Source organism: Burkholderia sp. M6-3 (genome assembly GCF_050858985.1).
GTDB classification, from domain to species: Bacteria; Pseudomonadota; Gammaproteobacteria; order Burkholderiales; family Burkholderiaceae; genus Paraburkholderia; species Paraburkholderia caledonica.
In genome coordinates this window covers 1,852,434-1,869,909 of sequence record NZ_CP110091.1, presented here as the reverse complement: position 1 = coordinate 1,869,909, position 17,476 = coordinate 1,852,434, and the positions used below count along the sequence as shown (strand labels likewise).

The 17,476-nt window shown below is 62.9% G+C and carries 16 protein-coding genes; 12 read left to right on the top strand and 4 right to left on the bottom strand.

Annotation, left to right across the window (positions count from 1 at the left end; all coding sequences use genetic code 11):
* The first annotated feature begins 42 nt into the window (after positions 1-42).
* On the top strand, positions 43-1,347 hold the full coding sequence (locus OH764_RS25770) for an MFS transporter (protein ID WP_498849005.1): 1,305 nt from the start codon (positions 43-45) through the stop codon (positions 1,345-1,347).
* Between the two features lie 165 nt (positions 1,348-1,512).
* Here OH764_RS25770 and OH764_RS25765 read toward each other — a convergent pair whose 3' ends face one another.
* Entirely contained in the window at positions 1,513-2,223 is a 711-nt protein-coding gene (locus OH764_RS25765; RefSeq protein WP_498849004.1) for an IclR family transcriptional regulator, read from the bottom strand.
* A gap of 164 nt (positions 2,224-2,387) precedes the next feature.
* On the opposite strand from OH764_RS25765, the gene OH764_RS25760 reads away from it, so the two are divergent.
* The 10 genes from OH764_RS25760 (at position 2,388) to OH764_RS25715 (ending at position 13,476) form a co-directional block, all read left to right on the top strand.
* Positions 2,388-3,086 carry an RraA family protein gene (locus tag OH764_RS25760; protein WP_498849003.1) on the top strand — a complete coding sequence of 233 codons (699 nt, stop codon included), beginning with the start codon at positions 2,388-2,390 and terminating at the stop codon, positions 3,084-3,086.
* A complete protein-coding gene (locus tag OH764_RS25755) occupies positions 3,086-4,033 on the top strand; it encodes a Rossmann-fold NAD(P)-binding domain-containing protein (protein WP_498849002.1) in 948 nt (315 codons plus the stop codon). Before OH764_RS25760 ends, OH764_RS25755 begins: the two co-directional genes overlap by 1 nt.
* A 22-nt stretch (positions 4,034-4,055) precedes the next feature.
* Positions 4,056-4,985 (top strand): SMP-30/gluconolactonase/LRE family protein, encoded by a 930-nt coding sequence (locus OH764_RS25750; RefSeq protein ID WP_498849001.1) that lies wholly within the window; start codon positions 4,056-4,058, stop codon positions 4,983-4,985.
* 73 nt (positions 4,986-5,058) lie between these two features.
* Positions 5,059-6,438, top strand: a complete 1,380-nt coding sequence (locus tag OH764_RS25745; protein WP_498849000.1) for an MFS transporter — start codon at positions 5,059-5,061, stop codon at positions 6,436-6,438.
* Between the two features lie 45 nt (positions 6,439-6,483).
* A complete protein-coding gene (locus OH764_RS25740) occupies positions 6,484-7,635 on the top strand; it encodes a porin (RefSeq protein ID WP_498848999.1) in 1,152 nt (383 codons plus the stop codon).
* Between the two features lie 12 nt (positions 7,636-7,647).
* The gene (locus OH764_RS25735) at positions 7,648-8,694 is read left to right on the top strand and encodes an amidohydrolase family protein (protein ID WP_498848998.1); all 1,047 of its coding nucleotides are present in this window, start codon (positions 7,648-7,650) and stop codon (positions 8,692-8,694) included.
* Positions 8,691-9,971 carry an MFS transporter gene (locus OH764_RS25730; protein ID WP_498848997.1) on the top strand — a complete coding sequence of 427 codons (1,281 nt, stop codon included), beginning with the start codon at positions 8,691-8,693 and terminating at the stop codon, positions 9,969-9,971. Before OH764_RS25735 ends, OH764_RS25730 begins: the two co-directional genes overlap by 4 nt.
* Entirely contained in the window at positions 9,968-11,206 is a 1,239-nt protein-coding gene (locus OH764_RS25725) for an MFS transporter (RefSeq protein ID WP_498848996.1), read from the top strand. Before OH764_RS25730 ends, OH764_RS25725 begins: the two co-directional genes overlap by 4 nt.
* Positions 11,207-11,218: 12 nt before the next feature.
* Entirely contained in the window at positions 11,219-12,541 is a 1,323-nt protein-coding gene (locus OH764_RS25720) for an MFS transporter (RefSeq protein WP_498848995.1), read from the top strand.
* 2 nt (positions 12,542-12,543) lie between these two features.
* Positions 12,544-13,476, top strand: a complete 933-nt coding sequence (locus OH764_RS25715) for an amidohydrolase family protein (RefSeq protein WP_498848994.1) — start codon at positions 12,544-12,546, stop codon at positions 13,474-13,476.
* A 156-nt stretch (positions 13,477-13,632) separates the two neighbouring features.
* Here OH764_RS25715 and OH764_RS25710 read toward each other — a convergent pair whose 3' ends face one another.
* Entirely contained in the window at positions 13,633-14,574 is a 942-nt protein-coding gene (locus OH764_RS25710) for a LysR family transcriptional regulator (RefSeq protein ID WP_498848993.1), read from the bottom strand.
* 131 nt (positions 14,575-14,705) lie between these two features.
* Between OH764_RS25710 and OH764_RS25705 the strand changes: the two genes are divergently transcribed.
* Positions 14,706-15,419, top strand: coding sequence for a Rossmann-fold NAD(P)-binding domain-containing protein (locus OH764_RS25705; RefSeq protein WP_498848992.1), 714 nt, complete (start codon positions 14,706-14,708; stop codon positions 15,417-15,419).
* A gap of 75 nt (positions 15,420-15,494) precedes the next feature.
* Here the strand turns inward: OH764_RS25705 and OH764_RS25700 are convergent, their stop codons facing one another.
* Both OH764_RS25700 and OH764_RS25695 read right to left on the bottom strand, forming a co-directional pair.
* Complete coding sequence (locus OH764_RS25700; RefSeq protein ID WP_498851294.1) at positions 15,495-16,481, bottom strand: ABC transporter substrate-binding protein; 987 nt, start codon at positions 16,479-16,481, stop codon at positions 15,495-15,497.
* A gap of 58 nt (positions 16,482-16,539) precedes the next feature.
* The gene (locus OH764_RS25695; RefSeq protein ID WP_498848991.1) at positions 16,540-17,448 is read right to left on the bottom strand and encodes an SMP-30/gluconolactonase/LRE family protein; all 909 of its coding nucleotides are present in this window, start codon (positions 17,446-17,448) and stop codon (positions 16,540-16,542) included.
* Positions 17,449-17,476 lie beyond the last annotated feature (28 nt).

Here is a 17,476-nt window from a genome sequence, read left to right as displayed (position 1 = left end):
GCACGACCAGAAGCGCGCCGGCCGCGGTTCAAGGAGACAACGATGTTGAAGTCCACTTACGGCGATGTGGTCTCGTCGGCTCACAGCGAAGACCGGACCTATGCGAAGGTGACATGGCGGCTGATTCCTTTCCTCTTTCTCTGCTACGTCTTCGCTTACCTCGATCGGGTCAACGTAGGCTTTGCCAAGCTGCAGATGCTGACCGACCTGAAGTTCAGCGAAACGATCTACGGCTTGGGCGCGGGGATTTTCTTTATTGGCTATTTCATCTTCGAAGTGCCGAGCAACATCGCGCTGCATCGTTTTGGCGCGCGAAAATGGATCGCCCGCATCATGCTCAGCTGGGGTGTGCTTTCCGGCGCGATGATTTTCGTGAAGACGCCCACCGCGTTCTACGCGTTGCGCTTCCTGCTCGGCGTCGCCGAAGCCGGCTTCTTCCCGGGCATCATCCTCTACCTGACCTATTGGTATCCGTCTTCGCGCCGCGGGAAGATAACCGCGATGTTCATGACCGGAATCCCGATTGCCGGCGTCATTGGCGGTCCGCTGTCGGGCTGGATTCTGAACAGCTTCAGCGGCGTGCACGGCATGGCGGGCTGGCGCTGGCTGTTCCTGCTCGAAGCGTTGCCTTCCATTGTCGGTGGCATTGCCGTGCTGCTGTATCTCGACGACAGGATCAGCGCGGCGAAATGGCTGACCGCTGAAGAAAAGTCGCTGCTCGAGACGGGGCTGGCGAAGGAGACGGGGCACATCGAGGTGCATAGTGCGAGCGGTGCATTCACCAACAGACGCGTCTGGGTGCTGTGCCTGTGCTACTTCGGCATCATCATGGGACTCTATGGAATCAGCTTCTGGCTTCCCACGCTCATCAAGGCATCCGGCGTAAGCGACGCTTTCAATGTCGGCCTGCTGACGATGATCCCCTACGGCGCCGCCGCCATCGCAATGGTGCTGCTGGGACGCAGTTCGGACCGGAGCAAGGAGCGGCGCTGGCATGTGGCGCTGCCGGCGGTGATCGGCGCGGCCGGCCTCGTGGCGAGCACGCTGGTACCCCACAACGTCACGTCGGCTGTCGTGTCCCTCACGTTCGCCACGATTGGCATTCTGGGAGCACTGTGCCAGTTCTGGTCGATCCCGCCCGCATTCCTCGGGGGCGTGGCAGCGGCAGCGGGCATTGCACTGATCAATTCGGTCGGCAACCTCGCGGGCTTCGTCAGTCCCTATCTGGTTGGCTGGATCAAGGACATGACGCACAGCACCGACATGGGCCTGTATTGCGTGGCAGTCTCATTGCTCGTGGCGGCAGTCGTTGTGCTGACGATGCCTAAGGGCGTGGTCAACCGCTGAGTTCGTGCGACAACCGATCGACCTGCAGAGCGCCCATTTCCGGGCGCTTGCTGACCGCAGCAACGGAGGAGCCGCGTTGGCGCGAGCATGGCGTTGCACGAATGCGTCCGCAGTCAGGCGACGAACGGCTCGTCCACCTGAGCCCGACCTTTGCCAAAGCGGCGATCAAATGCCGTAGATGTTCTCGCAGAACCCAACACTGGCGCCCAGCTTCCGGGACAGATCAGCGGCCGCATCCAGTTGCGGCCGATCCAGCTCGCCCGACGTGTGCGCCGCGCTAAGCCGCGACGCGGGACCGGAAAGCGTCAGCGCCGCCATGAACTTGTCGCCGGCGCCAAAGATCGGTACAGCGAACGCTGCTGTGTGCACATCGCGCGCACCCGCGGTGAAGAGGGGCAATGCTGGCGGCTTGTCGTAGATCGGTTCGCCGAGTCCCCAGAAACGGATCACCTGGCTGATGGCCGTGTCGTCGAGCGGCAGCGTCGTTCCGGCGAGCCGCGTTTCACGCAGACCTTCGGACGGCTCGACCCGAAACAGGCACAGCCGCTGCCCATTGTGGTGAACGTAGTACGATGCACTTTCTTTCGTCACCGTGGCGAGCGCATGCAGCGCCGGTTCCACTACCGTTGAAAGATGGAAGGACTGCTCGTACAGCTTGCCCAGATACAGCACGCGATGTCCGAGCGAATAGTTGCCGGATTGAGCGCGCACGACATAGCCCATTCGCTCCAGCGAGTTCATCAGTCGATAGACCGTCGTCTTGTGCATGCCGGACGCTTGCGCGAGCATCGCGAGCGACTGTGACTCGGCTCCCGGCTTGAAGCAGTCCAACAGCGAAAGCGCTTTCTCGACCGCGACGACACCTTCGTTTCCCATTCCCGCCTCCCGTCATTCATTTCCGCTGATTGTACACAGTAAAACGACGGTTTATACCGTAAAAGGGTAAACGCCAGTGGATCGGCGTGCCTGCTCTGGCTATAGTGATTTCACTCCGTAAACCACCGTTGTACAAGGTAAAACTCACGAACTGAGGTTAATCCATGAGCACTATGTCCGCAGGCACTTCTCCCATTAATCGCAATATCGAGCGCGTGTCGCCGAAACTGGTCGAGGCCGCGGCGCGCTATCAGGCCGCCATCCTCGCCGACGTCGCTGGCCGTCGCGGCACGCTGCATGGCCGGGTCAAGCCGCTGTCGCCGACGATGAAAGTCGCGGGCCCAGCCGTCACGGTCGAAGTGCGTCCCGGCGACAACCTCGCCATCCACGCCGCGCTGTCCATCGCGAAACCGGGCGACGTGATCGTCGTCGACGGCAAGGGCGATCTCTCGTGCGCGCTGATCGGCGAGATCATGGCGACGCAGGCAAAGGCGAGCGGTATCGCGGGCATCGTCATCGACGGCGCCGTGCGCGACGCGCACGAACTCGCCAGTGGCGACTACCCGGTCTTCGCGGCCGGCCTGAATCCCTGCGGCCCGACCAAAAGCGTCGCGGGCCTCGTGAATGCGCCGATCTCGGCCGGCGACACGGCCATCAATCCGGGCGACCTGATCGTTGGCGACGCGGACGGCGTAGTCGTGATTCCGCGTAACGACGTCGCACGCATCATCGAACTCGCGCAGAAAAAGCTCGACATGGAAACGGCGCGCATCGCGGCGATTCATAAGGGCGACGTGCGTCCGGGCTGGATCGAAAAGGAACTGCGTGCAGTGGGCATGCTGGCCGAAGGCGAGGCGCTGTGATGCAGACGGCTTCGCATAAACCCGTTGTCCTCGTGACGGCTGCCGACCTCGCGCCGCAAGCGCTCGACATGCTGACCCAGTTCGACGTCGTGTTCGCGGGCAAGCAGCCCACCGAAGACGACATCGTCGCGCTGTGCGCTGAGCACAAGCCAGTCGCGATCATCGTCCGATACGGCAAGGTGAACGCCCGCATCATGGATGCCGCCGAAAATCTGCAAGTGATTTCGAAGCATGGCAGCGGCATCGACGTGATCGATCAGGCAGCAGCGGCCGCGCGCGGTATCGCGGTGCGCGCTGCCGTTGGCGCCAACGCGGCCGCCGTCGCGGAGCATGCATGGGCGCTGATTCTCGCGTGCGCGAAGTCCGTGCCGCAGCTGGATGCGCGCATGCGCCAAGGCCACTGGGACAAATCCACGCACAAGTCCGTCGAACTGGACGGGCGGACCCTCGGCCTCGTCGGACTGGGCGCGATCGGCCGACGCGTCGCAGCGATCGGCGCGGCGTTCGGCATGAACGTGCTTGCGTTCGATCCGTACGCGAAAGAAGCGCCCGCAGGCGTGAAGCTGGTGTCGCTCGACGAGTTGTACGCGGCTTCCGACGTCGTCTCGCTGCATTGCCCGCTGACAGCGGAAAACCGCCAGATGCTCAACCGCGACACGCTCGCGCGGTTCAAGCGCGGCGCGATCCTCGTCAATACCGCGCGCGGCGGACTGATCGACGAAGCGGCGCTCGCCGAGGCGCTCGCCAGCGGCCAGTTGCGCTTTGCCGGTCTCGACAGCTTCGACGTTGAACCGATGACGCACCCGCATCCGTTCCAGCAGATCCGGAACGCTATCCTGTCGCCGCATATCGGCGGCGTGAGCGATGCCGCGTACGTGAACATGGGTAAGGGCGCCGCGGCCAATGTTCTCGCCGTCGTCGAAGAACACGCCCGCAACGCAGCCTGAAGTCCGCAAGAGAAGACCCATCATGTTCTATCTCATCTCGCCCGAAATACGCACCGCGGAAGTCTTCACGCGTATGCCGGACAAATTCCGCAAAGGCGACGTCCAGACCGATTGGGCGCGTGCCAATCGCGGCGGCGTCGCCACGGACTCGTTTCTCGAAGGCCCCGTGTGGGACCCGGCGGGCTATCTGTTCGTCACGGACATTCCGCACGGCCGGGTTTTCCGGATTTCGCCGTCGGGCGAGTGGGAACTCGTCGTGCAATACGACGGCGAGCCGAACGGAATGAAGCGCTTCGACGATGCGCATCTGCTCATCACCGACTATCGCAACGGCCTGATGCTGCTCGACATCGCGCGCGGCGAAGTGCGCCCGTTTCTCGAGCGGCGCAATTCCGAGCGCTTCAGGGGCGTGAACGATCTCACGTTCGATTCGAACGGGAACCTGTACTTCACCGATCAGGGGCAAACGGGACTGCACGATCCGACGGGCCGCGTGTACCGGCTGTCGGCGGACGGCAAGCTCGACTTGCTGCTCGGCAATTGCCCGAGCCCCAACGGACTCGTGCTGTCGCCCGACGAGAAGATTCTCTTTGTCGGCATGACGCGCGGCAATTGCGTGTGGCGTGTGCCGCTTCAGGCAGATGGCTCCGTCAGCAAGGTAGGGCAGTTCTTCACGTCGTATGGCCCGAGCGGTCCGGACGGACTGACCATCGACACGCAAGGGCGACTCTTCGTCGCGAATCCGGGGCTTGGTCGCGCGTGGGTGCTGAACCATCGCGCGGAGCCCGTCGAAATCCTGACCAGTCCGGAAGGCGCTTCGCTCACGAATCTCTGCTTCGGCGGCGCGGACATGAAGACGCTGTTCACGACCGAGTCTGTTTCGGGAACGGTTCTCAAAGCTGAAATGACGATTGCCGGCCCGCTTCCGAAGCGGGCCGGGCGAACCGTCTGATCGCGCAGCGGGCGCGAGCGCCCGCCATACATCAATACATCTGCGCCGACAGAAGCGCGATGGAGGAGCAAGCATGACCATGTCGCACACCCTGCGCGCCGACGGTGCCACGCGCCAGACAGAAGCGCCGCCCATTGCCGGCATCGCGAGCGAGGACTACGCGGCCAGCGAGCGCACGCTCGCCAAGGCGTTCCGGCGAATCCTGCCGTTCATCTTCATCTGCTACGTCATCAGCTATCTCGACCGGACCAATGTCGGGTTCGCCGCGCTGACAATGAACAAGGATCTCGGTCTGACCTCCGAGCAGTTCGGCTTCGGCGCAGGACTGTTCTTCGTCGGCTATTTCCTGTTCGAGATTCCGAGCAACCTGATCATGCAGAAGGTCGGTGCGCGCGTATGGATCGCGCGCATCATGATCACGTGGGGTCTCTTTTCGATGGCGACGGCGTTCGTCGTCGGACCGAAGAGTTTTGCGGCCGCGCGCTTCCTGCTCGGTATCGCCGAAGCGGGCTTCACGCCCGGCATCTACCTGTATTTCACGCACTGGTTTCCGGGTAAGTGGCGCGCCAAAGTGACGGCCGCGTTTCTGGTCGGCATCCCCGTCGCGAACATGATCGGCTCTCCAGTTTCGGGCGCGCTGCTCGAACTCGGCGGCCTGCATGGATTGCGTAGCTGGCAGTGGTTGCTGCTGATCGAAGGCGGACCGGCCGTGTTGCTGGGCATCGCCTGTCTGTTCGTGCTGGCCGACCGCCCCGAAAAAGCGAAGTGGCTCACCGACGAAGAGAAGTCGTCGCTTGCGAAGCGCCTCGCGCTCGAACAGGGCGACATCGGCGCACGTCACGGCAGCACGCTGCGCGACGCGATGACCAACTGGCGCGTGTTCGTGCTCGCGTTCATCAACTTCTGCGGCATCGTCGGGTCGCTCGGCGTCGGCCTGTGGATGCCGCAAATCATCAAGCAGTTCGGCGTCGCGCACACGGTCGTGGGCTGGCTCACGGCGATTCCGTATGCAATCGGCGCAGTCGCGATGCTCTGGTGGGCGCGCGTCGCGAATCGCTCGCAAAACCGCATTCCGTATGTGGCCGGCGCGCTGGTCGTGGCGGCCGCCGCGCTGTGCGCGAGCACCTTCCTCGACGCGCCTGTGCTGAAGCTCATCGCACTCTGTTTCACGGTGAGCGGCATCCTCGCTTTCCAGGCGACCTACTGGGCAATTCCGTCCAGCTTTCTCACGGGGCGGGCCGCGGCCGGCGGCCTCGCGCTCATCGTCTCCGTGGGCAACCTTGGCGGCTTCGTCGGTCCGTCGATGATCGGCGCGCTCAAGCAGCTCTCGGGCGGGTTTGCCGTGCCGCTGCTCGCCGTCTCGGGTGTGTTGCTGCTCGGTGCGCTGACCATCGCCTGGCTCGGTGATCCGGGCGCCGACGCAGGCGAAGCGCCGTCGGCCCAGAAAGTTTGATCCACGCATTCAATACCAATCCATAAAACTCTGTCTGGAGACTCCATGCTGTTCAAAAAAGCCAGCCACAACGTCAACACGAACGTCCGTTTCATGCTCGGCGCAGTCGCCGCCGCAGGCGTCAGTCTTACCTGCGGCGCTGCGCACGCGCAAAGCAGCGTCACGCTGTACGGGATTGCCGACGTTGGCGTCGAACACATCAACAATACGAGTGCTGGCGGCGCACAGACGCGCGAAGTGTCGGGCAACCTGTCCGGCTCGCGCTGGGGACTGAAGGGCGTCGAAGACCTCGGCGGCGGCATGAAGGCCATTTTCCAGTTGGAAAGCGGTTTTAACATCAATGACGGCACGACCGCTCAATCGACCAGAGGACTGGGCGCGAACGCTGCGACGACCGCCCGGCTGTTCGGCCGGCAGGCATGGGTCGGTCTTTCGTACAAAGGGCAGCAACTGACGTTCGGCCGGCAGAACTCGCTGCTCTACGAACAGGCCGTTGCGTTCGATCCGATGGGCGCATCTTCGCGCTACTCCGTGCTGTCGCTCGACTACGCGATGGCCGGACGCATCGACAATTCGGCGAAGTACACGGGCGTGTTCGGCCCGCTAACGGCGCAGGCGATGTACAGCACGCGCTACGACACGGGCTATGGCGCCGAAGTGCCGGGCGCGGAAATCACGGGGCGCTTTTTCGGCGGGGCGGTGACCTATGCGCAAGGTCCGTTCGCGGCGAGCGTGTCGTACGAGCAGCGCAACAGCAACACGGTCGCGACCAACACGGGCACCGAGCGTCGCGCGACGGCAGCCGCTTCGTATGTCATCGGAGCCGTGAAGGGCTTCGCGGGCTACCGCTATCTGCGCGCGTCGAATGCTTTCCTGCCTGTGAACCCGATTGTCGTTGCAAACGGCTCGGAAGCCAGCGCTGCAAATCTCTACTGGGCGGGTGCGCAGTACACCGTGACACCCGCGTTCATCATCACGGCCACCGGTTACTACCAGGACGTGCATTCGACGGGTGCCGACCCGTGGCTCGCTGTGCTTTGCGCGGACTATTTCCTGTCGAGGCGCACTGATCTTTACGCAACAGCGGGCTTCGCTCACAACAAGGACAAATCCACGCTCGGCGTCAATGGCTACGGTACGGTCGCGCTCGGATATAACCAGACCGGCATCACGGTTGGCATGCGCCAGAAGTTCTGACGAGAAAGCGTTATGCAGATAGTCCATGCGCCCCATCTTCCGGTTCGAGAGGAGTGGCTTGCCTTGCGAAAGGAGCCTGTTCTCGAGCCTGAACTGCCGATTGTCGATGCGCACCATCATCTGTGGGACCGTCAGACCGGGCGGTATCTCGCGGCTGAGTTCCGCAACGACGTGGCGAGCGGGCATCGGGTCGTGTCGACGGTCTACGTGCAATGCCGCTCGATGTTGCGCGAGGACGGTCCCGAGGCGATGAAGCCCATTGGCGAAGTGGAGTTCGCCAACGGAATCGCCGCGATGTCCGCGAGCGGCGCGTATGGACGGACGCGCTGCTGCGAGGCGATCGTCGGCGGTGCGGATTTAACGTTGGGCGCTGAACTCGATCCGGTCCTCGAAGCGATGTTGCAGGTATCCGGCGGACGCCTGCGCGGCATCCGCAATCCGCTCGCGTGGCATGCGAGTCCCGAAGTGAGTTCGAGCCCCGTGACGCCGCCGCGCGACCTGATGGCAAATCCGGCTTACCGGCAGGGTGTGAGGGCGCTCGGCCGCTTTGGGCTGTCGCTCGATGCATGGGTCTATCACACGCAACTCGACGATCTGTATGAACTCGCGCGTGCCGCGGATCGCGTGACGGTCGTTATCGATCATTTTGGCGGTCCGCTGGGTGTCGGTCCGCACGCCGGTCAACGCGCGGCGGTTCGCGCCGACTGGCAGCAAAAACTCGCGCGCCTCGCGAGTTTGCCCAACACGCGCATCAAGCTCGGCGGCGCGGGCATGAACGTATTCGGCTTCGATTTCGCCGCGCGCGAAGTGCCGCCTTCGTCCGAGGAACTGGCCTCCGCGTGGCGGCCGTATTTCGACACGTGCGTCGAACTGTTCGGCGCGAATCGCTGCATGTTCGAAAGCAACTTTCCCGTCGATAAAGGGATGTTCAGTTACGGCGTGCTGTGGAACGCCTTTAAACGACTCGCGTCCGCGATGTCCGCCAATGAAAAAGCCGCCCTGTTCAGCCGGACTGCGGCGGCAACCTATCGCCTCGCGATTGCCGGAGACAACACATGAAAACGAGTGCAACGGTTGCGACAACCGAATTCAAGGACGGTGCCGAAGCCAGGGGATTGAGGAACATCACGGGCATCGAGTGGCGCTCGCTAACACTTGCGGGACTCGGCTGGACGTTCGAAAGCTACGACTCGTTTCTGCTTTCGCTTCTGCTGCCGACGCTCGCTCTTCAGTTCGGTCTGAGCAAGGCGCAGCTCGGCCTGTTCACGAGCATCACGGCGGCAGGGCAGATCGTCGGCGGGATTCTGTTCGGTTATGTGTCGGACCGGCTGGGGCGTGTGCGTACCGCGTTGCTCTGCGTCGGCATTTATTCGCTGTTCTCGGGTCTGCTTGCATTCGCGCCGAACGAGCACTGGTTCGCGACGTTGCGCTTCTTCGGCGCGTTGGGCATGGGCGGCACGTGGACGGCGGGCGCCGCACTGATTGCCGAGACATGGCACGCGAGCCGGCGCGGCAAGGGCGGCGCGCTGATGCAGATGGGATTGCCCATCGGCGCGATCCTCGCCATCACGATTTCGGGCATCGTCAGCGGCGTGAACGACGGACTCGGTGGAAATAGCTGGCGTCTGCTTTTTCTGATCGGTGCGTTGCCGTTCTTTATCCTCTTCTGGGTCGCGCGAAAAACGCCTGAATCACCGATCTGGCTGGAACGCAAGCAGGCGAAGTCATCGGTTCAAAACATGCGCGCGACGAGCAGCGACACGCTCAATGTGCGCGGACTGCTGACGGCGTTCGGCTTCATCTTCTTTCTGCAGTACCTGTACTGGGGTGTCTTCACGTGGACACCGACGTTCCTCGTCACGGTGAAGCATCTCGACTTCGTGCATAGCCTGAAGTTCGTGCTTGCGCTGCAGTTCGGCGCGATCAGCGGTTTCCTGCTGTTCTCAGCTTTCGTCGACCGGCTCGGTCGACGTCCGATGTTCCTTGCCTATCTGCTGGTCGGGGCGGGGGCCGTGGGCGTGTACATCGTGTCGTCGAACGCACTGCTGCTGATGGTCGCGATCTTCCTGACGGGCTTCAGTGTGAACGGCATTTTCGCGGGTGCTGGTCCGTTTCTCGCGGAGATCATCGGCAATACGGCGTCGCGCGGATTTCTGATGGGCCTCGCGTATAACGGCGGCCGTCTGGGCGGCTTCATCGCGCCGTTGATCATCGGCGCGCTCGCATCGACTTCCGGCGGATTCGTGCTCGGACTCGCAACGACCATCGTCGCATTCGTCGCCGCCGCCGTCGTCGTGTTCTTCGCACCCGAAACGCGCGGCAAGGCGTTGTCATGACGATGGCCGCGCAAACCGGTTTCGTCAGCAGACTGTTTCCTGCGCTTGCCGAGGCGTCGCTGCGACGCTATCTGAGCGGACAGGTCGCGTCCGTGCTAGGAAGCTGGACGCAGAACGTCACGCTGAACCTGCTCGTGTATCACCTGTCGGGGTCGGCGGCGATTCTCGCGCTGCTCAATTTTTTGCTGTACGGACCGCAACTGATCGTCGCACCGATCGCCGGCTCGCGGATCAGTTCGGCCAATGCGAAACGCGCGACGCTGTGCGTTCTCACCGCGTCGCTGGTGCTGACGGCCAGTCTCTTCACGCTGTCGCTGCTCGGCGTGCTCGGCGTGAAGCTGATACTCGCGCATGCGCTCGCCATCGGCGTATCGAGCGCCGTTGAGACGCCCGCGCGCCAGGTTTTGCTGCTGACGAGTCTCGAAGATCCGACGCATACGTCGAACGCCGTGGCGATGAACACGATGGTCTACAACGTCGGCCGGATGGTCGGTCCGACGATTGCGGGTTTCGTCTATCCCACGCTCGGACCGAGAACATCGTTTGTGATTTATGCGGTGGCGCTCTGCTTCATGGCGACATGCGTGCGTTCGATCAGAACGGCCTCGGCGGCTCGTCCCGCGCGCGCGGACAGCAGCCTGCGCGACGCAGTCGGCTACGTGATGTCCGATGCGTTTTCCGCCCGCTATCTGCCGATACTCGCGTGCATCGGTTTGTTCGCGGGCAGTTACCAGACACTCGTGCCGCTGCTTGCGGACCAGGGGTTCCACGACGCGGCGCGCTTTACGGGTGTGTTCTTCGCGTGCGCCGGCGCGGGTTCGCTGAGCGCGGCAATTCTGCTTTCTTCGGCGATCGGCACGTTGGCGTCGCGAAGATTCATCGCGTGGGCGCCGTGGACGGCCGTCGGCGCGCTCGCGTTGCTCGCCGCGACATCGGAGGCGGCAGCCACGGTGCCGGCGTTTTACGCACTCGGTTTCAGCCTCACCTTCGCGGCCACGTCGACGAACGCGACCATCCAGCGGCAGTGCCCGGAACACGTGCGCGGCGGGCTCGTCGGCATGTACGGGATGGCCTACAACGGCACGATGCCATTCGGCTATCTGCTCGTCGGCACCGCGTCCGAAGCGCTGGGCGTACGACACACATTTGCAGCCATGGCGGTGGTGCTCGCCAGCGGTGTCATCGCCGTCATTGCATGGCAACGATTCACGAATCAGCGCGCAGGCGCACAATAAACGGAGACGACAATGCAAACTGGATTCATGGACAAGTCCGCGATCGAGCGCAGGACGATACGAAAGGTCGTCTGGCGACTCGTCCCATTTCTGATGGTGTGCTATCTGCTTGCCTTTATCGACCGGGGCAACGTGGGCATGGCGTCGCTGCAGATGAATCATGACCTTGGCATGTCGGCGAAGGTGTTCGGCTTCGGCAGCAGCCTGTTCTTCATTTCCTACTTCTTTTGCGAAGTGCCGAGCAATCTTGCGCTGCAAAAGTACGGCGCGCGTATCTGGATTGCGCGGATCATGATTACGTGGGGCATCGTGTCGGCGGCGACCGCGCTCGTGCATAACGCGACGTCGTTCTATGTTCTGCGCTTCCTGCTCGGCGCCGCCGAAGCGGGCTTCTTCCCCGGCGTGCTGCTGTATCTCTCGTACTGGATTCCGGCGTCGTATCGCGCTCGTATCGTCGCGACGTTCATGGTCGCAATTCCCGCGGCGAGCTTCATCGGCTCACCGATTTCGGCGCTGCTCCTGCAGATGGACGGCTTCTGGGGGCTGCGCGGCTGGCACTGGCTGTTCATTCTCGAAGGCGTCCCGACCGTGCTGCTAGGCGTCGCGTGTCTGTTCATGCTGACCAACAAGCCGGAGAACGCGAAATGGCTCGACGACGACGAGCGCACATGGCTCGTCAATGCGCTCGTCAGCGAGCAAAAGGCTCCGAAGAAGGTGCCGTCGCTTCCGCTCACGCAACTGTTCCGCAATCGCTATGTGTTGTGTCTCGCACTCGTCGACACATGCGCGTCGGCGGCGGGGAGCACGCTGTCCGTGTGGCAGCCGCAACTGCTCAAGTCGTTTGGTTTGTCTGTCATGCAGACAGGCTTGCTGAACTCCGTGCCGTACGCGGTCGCTTCAATCCTGATGGTGTACTGGGGACGCCGCTCGGACCGGGTCGGCGAACGTCGCTGGCACACTGTAGTACCGATGCTGCTGATTGGTGTGGGTCTGTTCGCGACGTCGCTGAGCGGCTCGCTTGTACCGACGGTCTGCATGCTGTGCGCGGTGCTCGTCGGCGCCTATTCGTTCAAGGGCCCGTTCTGGGCGCTCGCCACGGACATGCTGTCCAATAGTGCCGTGGCAGCAGGCCTCGCGACGGTGAACGCGATTGCAAATCTGCTTGGCGGCGGACTGATGGTGAACGTATATGGATGGGTGAAGGAGGCGACCGGAAGCTATGCGCTGGCGTTGATGCCACTCGCCATCCTCACGCTCGTCAGCGTCGCGACCTTGTTGCTGTTGACTCGCAATGGTTCGGCAAACCGCCTGGTTAGCAAGACGGAGACCATTTGAGCATGGGGACTGCAACGAGACGCGAATTCCTCCAGTTCGCCGGCGCTGCACTGATGTCGGCAGCGCTGCCGAAGCTGGCCGCTGCTGAAGAAACCTGGTCGGGCGGCACGGACCGGCCGGCGTTCAGGTTGCCCGAAGGCGCCATCGACTGTCACATGCATATTTACGACGATCGCTTCCCGGTCGCGCCGGGCACGACGCTGCATCCGCCGAATGCCACGGTCGCGCAGTACCGGCTTCTGCAGGCGCGCTTGGGTGTGAAGCGCAATGTGGTCGTCACGCCGTCGACGTATGGAACGGATAACCGCTGTACGCTGGAGGCCATCCGGCAGTTTGGCGGCAACGCGCGCGGCGTTGCCGTCATCGACAGTTCCGTGACCGATGCGGAACTGCAGAACCTGGATCGGGGCGGCATTCGCGCGATTCGCTTCAACCTGAGCTATCCGGGCGCAACGACGCTCGACATGCTTGCGCCGCTTGCAACGCGCATAGCCAATCTCGGCTGGCATATCGAACTGGTGGTGCAGGGCGCGCGACTGCCGGAGCTTGAGCAGCATCTGTCGGCACTGCCTTGTCCGCTCGTCATCGACCATATCGCGCATGTTCCGGAACCCGGCGGCCTGTCGTCGGACGCTTTGCGCACCGCGCGGCGCCTGGTCGAGAAAGGCAATACGTGGATCACGTTGTCGGGGCCGTACGTCGACAGCAAGGCGGGCGCGCCAGCGTACGAAGACGTTGAGCCTGTCGCGAAAGCGCTGATCGAGATGGCGCCGGAGCGGATGCTGTGGGGTACCGACTGGCCTCATCCGACAGAGAAGACGCATAAGCCGGATGACGCGAGCTTGCTGGACACGATCGTGAACTGGATAGGGCGGCCGGATTGGCAGCATCTGATCTTCGTCACTAACCCTACGAAGTTGTACGGATTCGCATAGCGCACCTCGACCTCGGCACGGATGCGACGCAAAGCAGTGCGAGGCAGAGCGCGAGTCAGTTCGACGTGAGGCTGGCGCCGGGCGGACCCCGCGACGCGACCGACGACCACCGAGGTCGCTCGATCTTCCAACCGGGACCGGAACCACAACGTAACATCACTTGCTGAGCAACGGCGGCATCGAGTCAGACGGATAGGCCGCCGCACACACTTGCATCACTTCTGCGCGAAACCAGCGATGGGCCGGGTCCTGATCGAGGCGCGGATGCCAGATCGCCGAGACGCTGAATGCGGGCGTGCGCACTGGAAGCTCGAAGCTGTCGAGGCCGTTTGCTAAGGCATGATCGGGCCTGAACGGGTTGGCCAGACACGAATGCGGGACAACGGCGAGCAAGTCCGACTGGCGAGCGATTTGCATGGCACTGGTATAGGTCGGCACCTCCATCAGCACTGTTCGCTGTACATCCAGTCGTGCCAAAGCCGCATCGACCGCAATGGTGCGTGAGGTGTGCACATGGCCGTATGCACTCCAGCGCTCAAGGCTGATTCCGGTTCCGTCGAGGAGCGGATGCCCACGCCGACAGACGCCCACGTAGCGATCCCTGAAGAGCAGCCGCGTAATCATCTCGGGAGCCGTGGTCCTCACCGTGCCGATTTCCAGATCGATCGCGCCTTCCCGCAGCGGCTGCGCAGCCCAGTCCGGCTTGGGCGTGAATCGAAGCTGCACACCGGGCGCTGCCCGGTGAATCCTGTCCATCAAGGCAGCGCCGAGCAGGTCGATGAAACCCTCGCCCGCGCGCACGACGAAGCTTCGATTCAAGGTAGTGAAGTCGAACTCGCGGTCGGCGGGACCGAGTGCCGCCGCCGCTTCCCGGGTCAGTGAAGAGACGCGCTCGCGAAGCTCTTCCGCATACGGAGTAAGGATCAGCGCTCGCCCGGCCTGCACCAGCAGCCGGTCTCCAGTGAGGGTGCGCAGCCGCGTCAGCGTGCGGCTCATTGCCGACACGCTGAGGTTCAGTCGCCGGGCGGCTCCTGTGACGCTGCGTTCGCTCAGCAGCGCGTCCAGGGCGGGGAGAAGGTTCAGGTCGACACGTGGCATCTGTCGAGGATAGTGCAAATCAAGCCAGGCAGGGCGTGCGGTGCAAACGTCGATTGCAGGCGAGGCGTCTGGTGCAAAGCTGACGCCGCGATCACAATTCCTGAGACCAACCGACGAAGAAGGAAAGCCCTATGCCCGAAGCCGCCCAACCTGCTCATGCTCCGTCCATCCTGCTGATCGGCGCCTCTCGTGGCCTCGGTTACGCAATGGCCGCGGAGTTTCTTAAACGAGGCTGGCACGTCATGGGCACTGTCCGTGGCGGGCGTACGTTGCTGCATGAACTAGCCGATGCTCATCCGGGACAGGTCGAGATCGAAACGCTGGACATCACCCGGCCAGACCAGATCCGGGCGCTGCGCGAGCGCCTCGCAGGCCGCACGTTCGACGCGCTGTTCGTGAACGCCGGCACGACCAATCCAGATCCGACTCAAACAATCGGCGAGGTGTCGACCGAGGATTTCGTGAACCTGATGGTCACGAATGCGCTCAGTCCCATGCGCGTTGTCGAAACCTTGTGCGACCTCGTTGATGCGGCAGGTTTGATCGGCGTGATGTCGTCGGGGCAGGGCAGCATTGCCGAGAATGAGTCGGGCCAGCGCGAGGTCTACCGCGGCAGTAAATCGGCGCTGAACCAGTTCATGCGCAGCTTTGCAGCACGTCGCGCGGAGCCGCCGCGTGCGATGGTGCTGATGGCGCCGGGCTGGGTGCGCACAGACCTCGGCGGGCCGGAGGGGCGGTTGTCGATCGAAGAGAGCGTTCCCGGGGTCGTGGATGTACTGCTGGCCAAACGTGGCCGCCCCGGCCTGGAATTTCTCGATTATCGCGGCCGCACCGTTCGGTGGTGAGCCGATCGGGGCGGCCGCTCGTTACGAGGACCGCGCGGCCCCGCACAAAGAGCCGGACGTGACTGTTGGAGCGCGCTATTTTTTGCCGTCCACTACTGCGACCACTTCGTCGCGCGTGTACTCCTTGTTCGCAAGTGCGCCGCTCGGCGTTTTCGCGAGGACCGCATCGAGTTCGTCGGGCTTCACTTCCAGCACCGGCATGCGAATGTCGTGCGGCACCTTCTTGCCCGCGAGAACTTGCTGTGTGACCCAGAACGCGAACGACGACGCGCCTGGCGGAATCGTCACCGACATCGTTTCATAGCCGCTCTTGCGCTGCTCCGCCCACCACGCTAGCTCTTCCTGACGATTGCCGAGGATGATGATCGGCGTAGGCCGCCCAGCCGCCTTGATTGCCTGCGCGGCACCATAGCCGTCGCCGCCTTGCGTGACGACGCCATCGATCTTCGGCAGCGTCGGCAGGATGCCCGCGACCTGTTTTTGCGCAACGGTCTGCGTCCAGTCGCCATGCACCGAGCCGACGATCTTCATGCCCGGATACTTTTTCAGTTCGTCGACGATGCCCTGATGAATCTCGTCATCGACAGAGACGCCTGCAAGCCCGCGAATCTCCAGCAGATTACCCTTGCCGTTCAGGCGCTTCGCCAGATAGTCGACCTGCATCCGGCCCATGCCCTGAAAGTCCACCGCGATGCGATACGCGCACGGCTCGGTGGCGATGCCGTCGAACGATACGACGGTCACGCCTGCGCCGCACGCCTGCTTGATGACGCCGTTGAGCGCGGTCGGCGATACGGCGTCGACGGCAATCGCCTTGAAGCCTTGCAGGATGAGGTTTTGTATCTGCTGGACCTGCTCGGTCGCCTGGCTTTCCGCGGTCGTGAAGCTGGGCGCAGCCGCGACGACCTTCTGCTTGACTGCGGCGTCCGCGACGTTGGCCCAGCTCTTGAGCATCTGCTGACGCCAGCTATTGCCGGCGTAGTTGTTCGACAGTGCTATCTTCGCTGACGATGTATCGCCGGTTGCGATTTGCGCCGATGCGGATGCAGTCGCCAATGCCATGCATGCCGCCGTCACTACCTTGATGAAAGTCTGCACGTACCGTCTCCTTTGTTATTGATCAGCGCGCCGCGCCGCGCACGCCTACATGCAGCGCATATACGGATGAAGTCGCGGTTATGAAAAGCCGATTGCGCCGCGGCCCGCCGAAGGTCAGGTTCGCAACGACTTCGGGAATCAGGATCTTGCCGAGCAGCGCACCGTCCGGCGCATAGCAATGCACGCCGTCTTCGGCGCTCGTCCATACGTTGCCTTGCTCGTCGACGCGCATGCCGTCGGGCACGCCGCTTTGCATTTCGACGAACACGCGGCCATTGCGCAATGCGCCGTTGCTCGCGACATCGAATACGCGTATGTGACGTGGCGCATTGTCGTCGTGCGAGGCGGCCGAGTCGGCGATATAAAGCTTCGATTCATCCGGCGAAAACGCGAGGCCGTTCGGCTTCACGAAGTCGTCGGAAACGAGGCGCACCTGCGTATCGCCGGGCGACACGCGATACACGTTGCATCGCCCGATCTCGCTGTCCGCGCGATATCCTTCGTAGTCGCTAATGATTCCGTAGTCGGGATCGGTGAACCAGATCGCACCTTCCGAATCGACGATCACGTCGTTTGGCGAGTTCAGCCGCTTGCCTTCGAAATGCGAGGCGATGACGGTAATGCTGCCGTCATGCTCGGTGCGCGTGACACGCCGCTCGCCGTGCTCGCAACTGACGAGCCTGCCTTCGCGATCGCGTGTATTGCCGTTGCTGTAGTTCGACGGCGCGCGGTACACGCCGACGCCCATTCCCGGCGCCCAGCGCAGCATGCGGTTGTTCGGAATGTCGCTCCAGATGAGCAGATCGGTCGCCGGAAAATACACGGGGCCTTCGGCCCACAGGCATTCACCGGTTAGCTTGTCCATCGACGCGTTCGGCTGAAGCAGCAGCCTGAAGCGTGGATCATGCACTTCGTATTCGTTGTTTTTCATGTCTCCTTTTCCTTTTTGCTGTTTGGAC

Bases quoted from the DNA above. Each gene is read 5' to 3' on its own strand.
- OH764_RS25770 (WP_498849005.1), top strand. From the start codon at position 43: ATGTTGAAGTCCACTTACGGCGATGTGGTCTCGTCGGCTCACAGCGAA.
- OH764_RS25765 (WP_498849004.1), bottom strand. From the start codon at position 2,223: ATGGGAAACGAAGGTGTCGTCGCGGTCGAGAAAGCGCTTTCGCTGTTG.
- OH764_RS25760 (WP_498849003.1), top strand. From the start codon at position 2,388: ATGAGCACTATGTCCGCAGGCACTTCTCCCATTAATCGCAATATCGAG.
- OH764_RS25755 (WP_498849002.1), top strand. From the start codon at position 3,086: ATGCAGACGGCTTCGCATAAACCCGTTGTCCTCGTGACGGCTGCCGAC.
- OH764_RS25750 (WP_498849001.1), top strand. From the start codon at position 4,056: ATGTTCTATCTCATCTCGCCCGAAATACGCACCGCGGAAGTCTTCACG.
- OH764_RS25745 (WP_498849000.1), top strand. From the start codon at position 5,059: ATGACCATGTCGCACACCCTGCGCGCCGACGGTGCCACGCGCCAGACA.
- OH764_RS25740 (WP_498848999.1), top strand. From the start codon at position 6,484: ATGCTGTTCAAAAAAGCCAGCCACAACGTCAACACGAACGTCCGTTTC.
- OH764_RS25735 (WP_498848998.1), top strand. From the start codon at position 7,648: ATGCAGATAGTCCATGCGCCCCATCTTCCGGTTCGAGAGGAGTGGCTT.
- OH764_RS25730 (WP_498848997.1), top strand. From the start codon at position 8,691: ATGAAAACGAGTGCAACGGTTGCGACAACCGAATTCAAGGACGGTGCC.
- OH764_RS25725 (WP_498848996.1), top strand. From the start codon at position 9,968: ATGACGATGGCCGCGCAAACCGGTTTCGTCAGCAGACTGTTTCCTGCG.
- OH764_RS25720 (WP_498848995.1), top strand. From the start codon at position 11,219: ATGCAAACTGGATTCATGGACAAGTCCGCGATCGAGCGCAGGACGATA.
- OH764_RS25715 (WP_498848994.1), top strand. From the start codon at position 12,544: ATGGGGACTGCAACGAGACGCGAATTCCTCCAGTTCGCCGGCGCTGCA.
- OH764_RS25710 (WP_498848993.1), bottom strand. From the start codon at position 14,574: ATGCCACGTGTCGACCTGAACCTTCTCCCCGCCCTGGACGCGCTGCTG.
- OH764_RS25705 (WP_498848992.1), top strand. From the start codon at position 14,706: ATGCCCGAAGCCGCCCAACCTGCTCATGCTCCGTCCATCCTGCTGATC.
- OH764_RS25700 (WP_498851294.1), bottom strand. From the start codon at position 16,481: ATGGCATTGGCGACTGCATCCGCATCGGCGCAAATCGCAACCGGCGAT.
- OH764_RS25695 (WP_498848991.1), bottom strand. From the start codon at position 17,448: ATGAAAAACAACGAATACGAAGTGCATGATCCACGCTTCAGGCTGCTG.